Raw genomic sequence first — 3,977 nt, 5'->3', positions numbered from 1 at the left:
TGCTCCACCAGCCCAGCATAAACAGACCCATTAGAACGATGAGCACGCCGGCCACCAGGTTGGCCTCTTCACGATAGGCCATCAACCATTGCCCTAAAGCACTTGCGCTTGCTCCCAGGGCAATAAAGATCAGACTGAACCCCATCACAAAACACAGGCTCAGCCAAAGGGCCTTCAACCGATTCGAAGCCTCGGTCAGGGCACCTCCAGTCACGACCGACAGGTAGCCGGGAACCAGAGGTAGCGTGCAGGGTGAAAAAAACGATATGAGACCACCGGCAAACGCGGCGGCAATTCCCCAAGTTGCAAGATCAGGCATTTAGCCCTCCAAGTTCGGTGAGTCTGTCAAATTGCCCAGAAATCGAATTTGATGCCTTCCCTGGACCTGCCGTTATTGATAATGGCCCGTGCCCGCCATAGCATTTTGCCTGTACCGCACTCCGGCAGGGTAAAGGTTCCCTGGTAGACGCCCTGGGCATTCGGTACCAGCTGGGTGCGGACCACGCCCATGTACATTTCAAGCCCTTCAAAATCGACGATTAGGGAGTCTGCTGTCATGTTAGCGAGATGCACACGAATGGGAATTTCTGTCATAGATTCGATGGCTTCATTACCTAAACCGACTGTGATGGCTTGATTGTCCTTTCGCCCGATACACTGACCCTTGAAAGGTGCGCATCCCTCGGTGGCGTAAAAAGTGACACCGGCATCCAGATCTGGCTTCAGGTACTGCGGCAGCACGAAAATTGCAGCGACCATCAGACTGAAACCGGCGATACCGAATAACCATGACCATTTCTTGAAGTGCTGATTCAACGACATTTTCGAGTTACCCGAGATCTAGCGTGAGTGTTGTCTGGTGTCCGTGAGAAATCAGGAAGGACCCTCAGCCTAATTAACGTCCTGACTTTCGCTCCGTTGATAACGGCGCTGGTCTTCCGTCCATAGCGTTTTCAGGTACTCGATCACCAACTGAATTTCCTGGTCGGTGAGGATGTCCTTGAACGCCGGCATCGTCAGCCTATCCGTTTTATTGAAGGGATGTCGCCAGCCCTCGGCAATCATCCTGAACAACATGGCATCGCTGTGGCGCCAGGTGTGGCCTGTCTCATCGTGCGGTGGCGGGGGCATTTCGCCTTTCTCATCCGGTTTGGTCCAGTCGGCAGCACCCTCGCCCTGCCATCCGTGGCAGGCGGCGCAGTATTGCTCGTAAATCTGGCGACCCTCGGCCACCTCGGTCGGCCCACTGTCACTGTTTGGTGGCGCGCCCCCCGCCACCACAAGGGCCGGGGCAACGAGCAAGACCAGCGGGAAAGACCACTTATTCATGAACAGGTACCCATTCGCCAGAGGCGTTCTGCGAAAGCAGATCTCCATCCTCTGTGCCCACCACGAGTCCTTCCTTGAGTGAGAATGTCAGAGCGGTGACTGGCTCGGGTATCTTAAGGCCAGCCCAGCTTTCGCCACCGTCCGAACTGTGGTGAAGTTGCCCCTCGATCACGGCGTAGACGTTCTCCGGGGCAGAAGGATCGTAATCAATAGCAGTCACAGTCCCTCGTAATTCGCCGGCATCGCCCCAGAAGCAGAAACAGTCCATGGAGCGGGCAACGCCGCGGGTGGTGCCAGCGAACAGCCAGCCACTTTCCATACTGCCCGGCATATCCGAGTGCAGGAATGCCTGCACCGGCTCCCGGGGGCCACTGTCTACCTTCACCCATTCGGCACCGCCGTCCCTGGATCGGAACATGCCACTTTCACCGAGATAGACGTAAAGCGTTTCGGCTTGGGTGGCGTGGGCGGCAATCGCCGTGATTCCGAGATCCGGCAGGGTGTCATTGAGGGATTGCCAGCGCTTGCTGGCGTTGTCATAGCGCCAGATACCAAGGCCAGGCCCTGCCAGGTACAGACTTTCGTCCGCGCCCTTTGCCATGGACCGAGGGGGAGCGCCGGAATCGGACGGTGGCAGCGGGATCTCGGTAGTGCTCTGGCCTTCCACGGCAAGCAGGCCGCTATTCCGAAGCACCAGTAGGGCGCCGGAGGCGTCAGTCGTCAGCGCCTTCACTGCTTGGCCATCAGTCGCAGACTGGGCTTGAACCAGGCCCGGCATGACGGCAATCAACGCGAACAGGAAAAGCCTGGAAACGCCAGAATTCAGGCGGTAAACCATCGTTTTCATGGGGCTGACCTCAGTAATCCTTGTGTTCACGGAAAACACCTTGCTTGCCATTGGCATTAAAAGCGATGACCTGGTAATCGTCCTTCCGGCCGGTTTCCATGCCGGGGGTGCCATGGGGCATGCCCGGCACTGATAGCCCAATCGTATTGAACTGCGGGTCCTCAAGGTAGGCGACGATGTCATTGGCCGGCACATGGCCCTCAATCACCAGGTCTCCGATCAGCGCAGTGTGGCAGGACGCCATATCTCGGGGTACGTCGTACTCTTGCTTGATTTCATTGAGGTTGTCGGTTTCAACGATGCGGGTCTCAAAGCCATTGGCCGCGAGGTGCTCGGCCCAGTCCTGGCAGCAACCGCAATTGGGGCTCTTGTAAATGGTGATGGCCTGAACTGTCTTTCCACTCTCGGCTTGCGCAACCGATGACTGGTCAGATTCGTTGGCCTGGATGGCCAAGGTGGCGCCAGCGCCGATAACGACAGCGGCTATACCCGTATAAAGGGCGAGTTTCATGGTCTTCATGGAAAATCCTCGGTTGGAATCGCTTATATGCAGTGCAGGGCTCGGGGATGCACATGCATCCCCGGCCCATAGCTTCAGTTCATGAGGGTGTCCAAATGGTTATTTGGTGCCGGTGTCTTTGTCTTTCATGCCATCGCCACCATGAGCCTGCATCATCTTCATGCACGCTGCGGTCATGGCTTTACGGTCTTCAGGGGACATATCGGACATCATGTTCATCATCCCCATCATGCCACCCATATCCTTCATGCCTTCTGAGGACATCATGGCTTTATCCTTCATGCCTTCTGAGGACATCATGGCTTTTCCTTCGTCCTCATGGGCTAATGCAGAGAAGGAGCCAATGGTAGCGGCCAGAAAAATCGCTGTGATGGTAAGCTTGGTTTTTGAATTGCGCATTTGATTCACTCCGATTAAAGCCCCGCTTCAGATGAACGGAAACACGAGACTTTGTTGCAAGAATTAACGTTAAAGAATCTGCCACGAGGGGCAAGAATCAGGGCTAAAACTCAGGAGTGGTTTTCTGGGGGTGGGGTTGCAGAAGCCAGGAACGGATCCTCATAAAGGTCCGCTCGTGAACTCAATACCGGTTGTGAACCGGTGCCGGTAAAGCCGATGGAGCTGACTGGTACGACGGCAAAAGTGACGCTGACGCCGCATTTGCTCAGCCCAGCGGGGCTCGGGCAGCCCATATCAGGGACAGAACCACAATTACTGGCAGTGTCTACGGGGGAACTAACACCTTCAGTCTGCTGGATCATCATGGAACCGCAATCCGACATTGAAGTGTCCGCCTGACTGTCCATTATTTTGGACATAGCCAACGCCTGGCCGCTGATCACTAAAAGCAATGATAGCAGTGCGGAAATTAGTTGGCGGATCGTTGCGGTCATCCTGATTCCAAGCACCAAGCTGTAAAGGTTCAACGCTGTGACACACAGCTCGACTTTTAGTTCACCAAATCCTAGCAGTTTTTATTTCAATGACACAACGCCATCGATATCCAAAGGCTCAAGGTGAATTCACTTTGACCATTCTGACAAAAGTCTTGACCTTAAACCGTGCTTCAACGTTATTTTCTCAAAAATGCTCAACTGCAACTGTTTACCGCATAAGCGGTGAAAATGAGCAACCAACAACCACGGTAAAAATGAGGGACGATAATGAGAGGAGGACCGGTGGGTTTGCTGACAGGGCCACGGCGTTGGTGGTTGTTTGGCGCCTTCGGGGTCATCGCGGGACTCACCTTTGGCTGGGAACAGCTGGTGATATTCGGGCTCG

General features: G+C 54.9%; 7 protein-coding genes. All 7 read right to left on the bottom strand.

The features are described from left to right. Positions 1–319: cytochrome c biogenesis CcdA family protein (locus B2W52_RS00690; protein WP_286800988.1), on the bottom strand; the 319-nt coding region annotated here is incomplete at its 3' end. Between the two features lie 26 nt (positions 320–345). Continuing rightward, positions 346–822: a hypothetical protein gene (locus B2W52_RS00685; RefSeq protein ID WP_008173720.1), complete on the bottom strand. Its 477-nt coding sequence runs from the start codon at positions 820–822 to the stop codon at positions 346–348. Positions 823–891: 69 nt separating this feature from the next. Further along, positions 892–1,329: a c-type cytochrome gene (locus tag B2W52_RS00680; protein ID WP_008173721.1), complete on the bottom strand. Its 438-nt coding sequence runs from the start codon at positions 1,327–1,329 to the stop codon at positions 892–894. Beyond that, complete coding sequence (locus B2W52_RS00675; protein WP_273068932.1) at positions 1,322–2,176, bottom strand: beta propeller repeat protein; 855 nt, start codon at positions 2,174–2,176, stop codon at positions 1,322–1,324. The genes B2W52_RS00680 and B2W52_RS00675 overlap by 8 nt, the downstream gene beginning before the upstream one ends. Before the next feature lie 10 nt (positions 2,177–2,186). After that, positions 2,187–2,696, bottom strand: coding sequence for a DUF411 domain-containing protein (locus tag B2W52_RS00670; RefSeq protein WP_094625678.1), 510 nt, complete (start codon positions 2,694–2,696; stop codon positions 2,187–2,189). A gap of 99 nt (positions 2,697–2,795) precedes the next feature. Next, entirely contained in the window at positions 2,796–3,095 is a 300-nt protein-coding gene (locus B2W52_RS00665) for a hypothetical protein (protein WP_286800986.1), read from the bottom strand. 110 nt (positions 3,096–3,205) lie between these two features. Next, positions 3,206–3,589, bottom strand: a complete 384-nt coding sequence (locus B2W52_RS00660) for a hypothetical protein (RefSeq protein WP_273095077.1) — start codon at positions 3,587–3,589, stop codon at positions 3,206–3,208. Positions 3,590–3,977: the final 388 nt, after the last annotated feature.

Origin of the sequence: Marinobacter sp. UBA2498, from assembly GCF_002341575.1 — a bacterium.
GTDB classification, from domain to species: Bacteria; Pseudomonadota; Gammaproteobacteria; order Pseudomonadales; family Oleiphilaceae; genus Marinobacter; species Marinobacter manganoxydans.
This window is presented reverse-complemented; position numbering and strand designations above follow the sequence as displayed.

What these genes read in the sequence shown, in the direction of transcription:
- B2W52_RS00685 (WP_008173720.1), bottom strand. Translation starts at nt 822, where the DNA reads ATGTCGTTGAATCAGCACTTCAAGAAATGGTCATGGTTATTCGGTATC.
- B2W52_RS00680 (WP_008173721.1), bottom strand. Translation starts at nt 1,329, where the DNA reads ATGAATAAGTGGTCTTTCCCGCTGGTCTTGCTCGTTGCCCCGGCCCTT.
- B2W52_RS00665 (WP_286800986.1), bottom strand. Translation starts at nt 3,095, where the DNA reads ATGCGCAATTCAAAAACCAAGCTTACCATCACAGCGATTTTTCTGGCC.
- B2W52_RS00675 (WP_273068932.1), bottom strand. Translation starts at nt 2,176, where the DNA reads ATGAAAACGATGGTTTACCGCCTGAATTCTGGCGTTTCCAGGCTTTTC.
- B2W52_RS00660 (WP_273095077.1), bottom strand. Translation starts at nt 3,589, where the DNA reads ATGACCGCAACGATCCGCCAACTAATTTCCGCACTGCTATCATTGCTT.
- B2W52_RS00670 (WP_094625678.1), bottom strand. Translation starts at nt 2,696, where the DNA reads ATGAAGACCATGAAACTCGCCCTTTATACGGGTATAGCCGCTGTCGTT.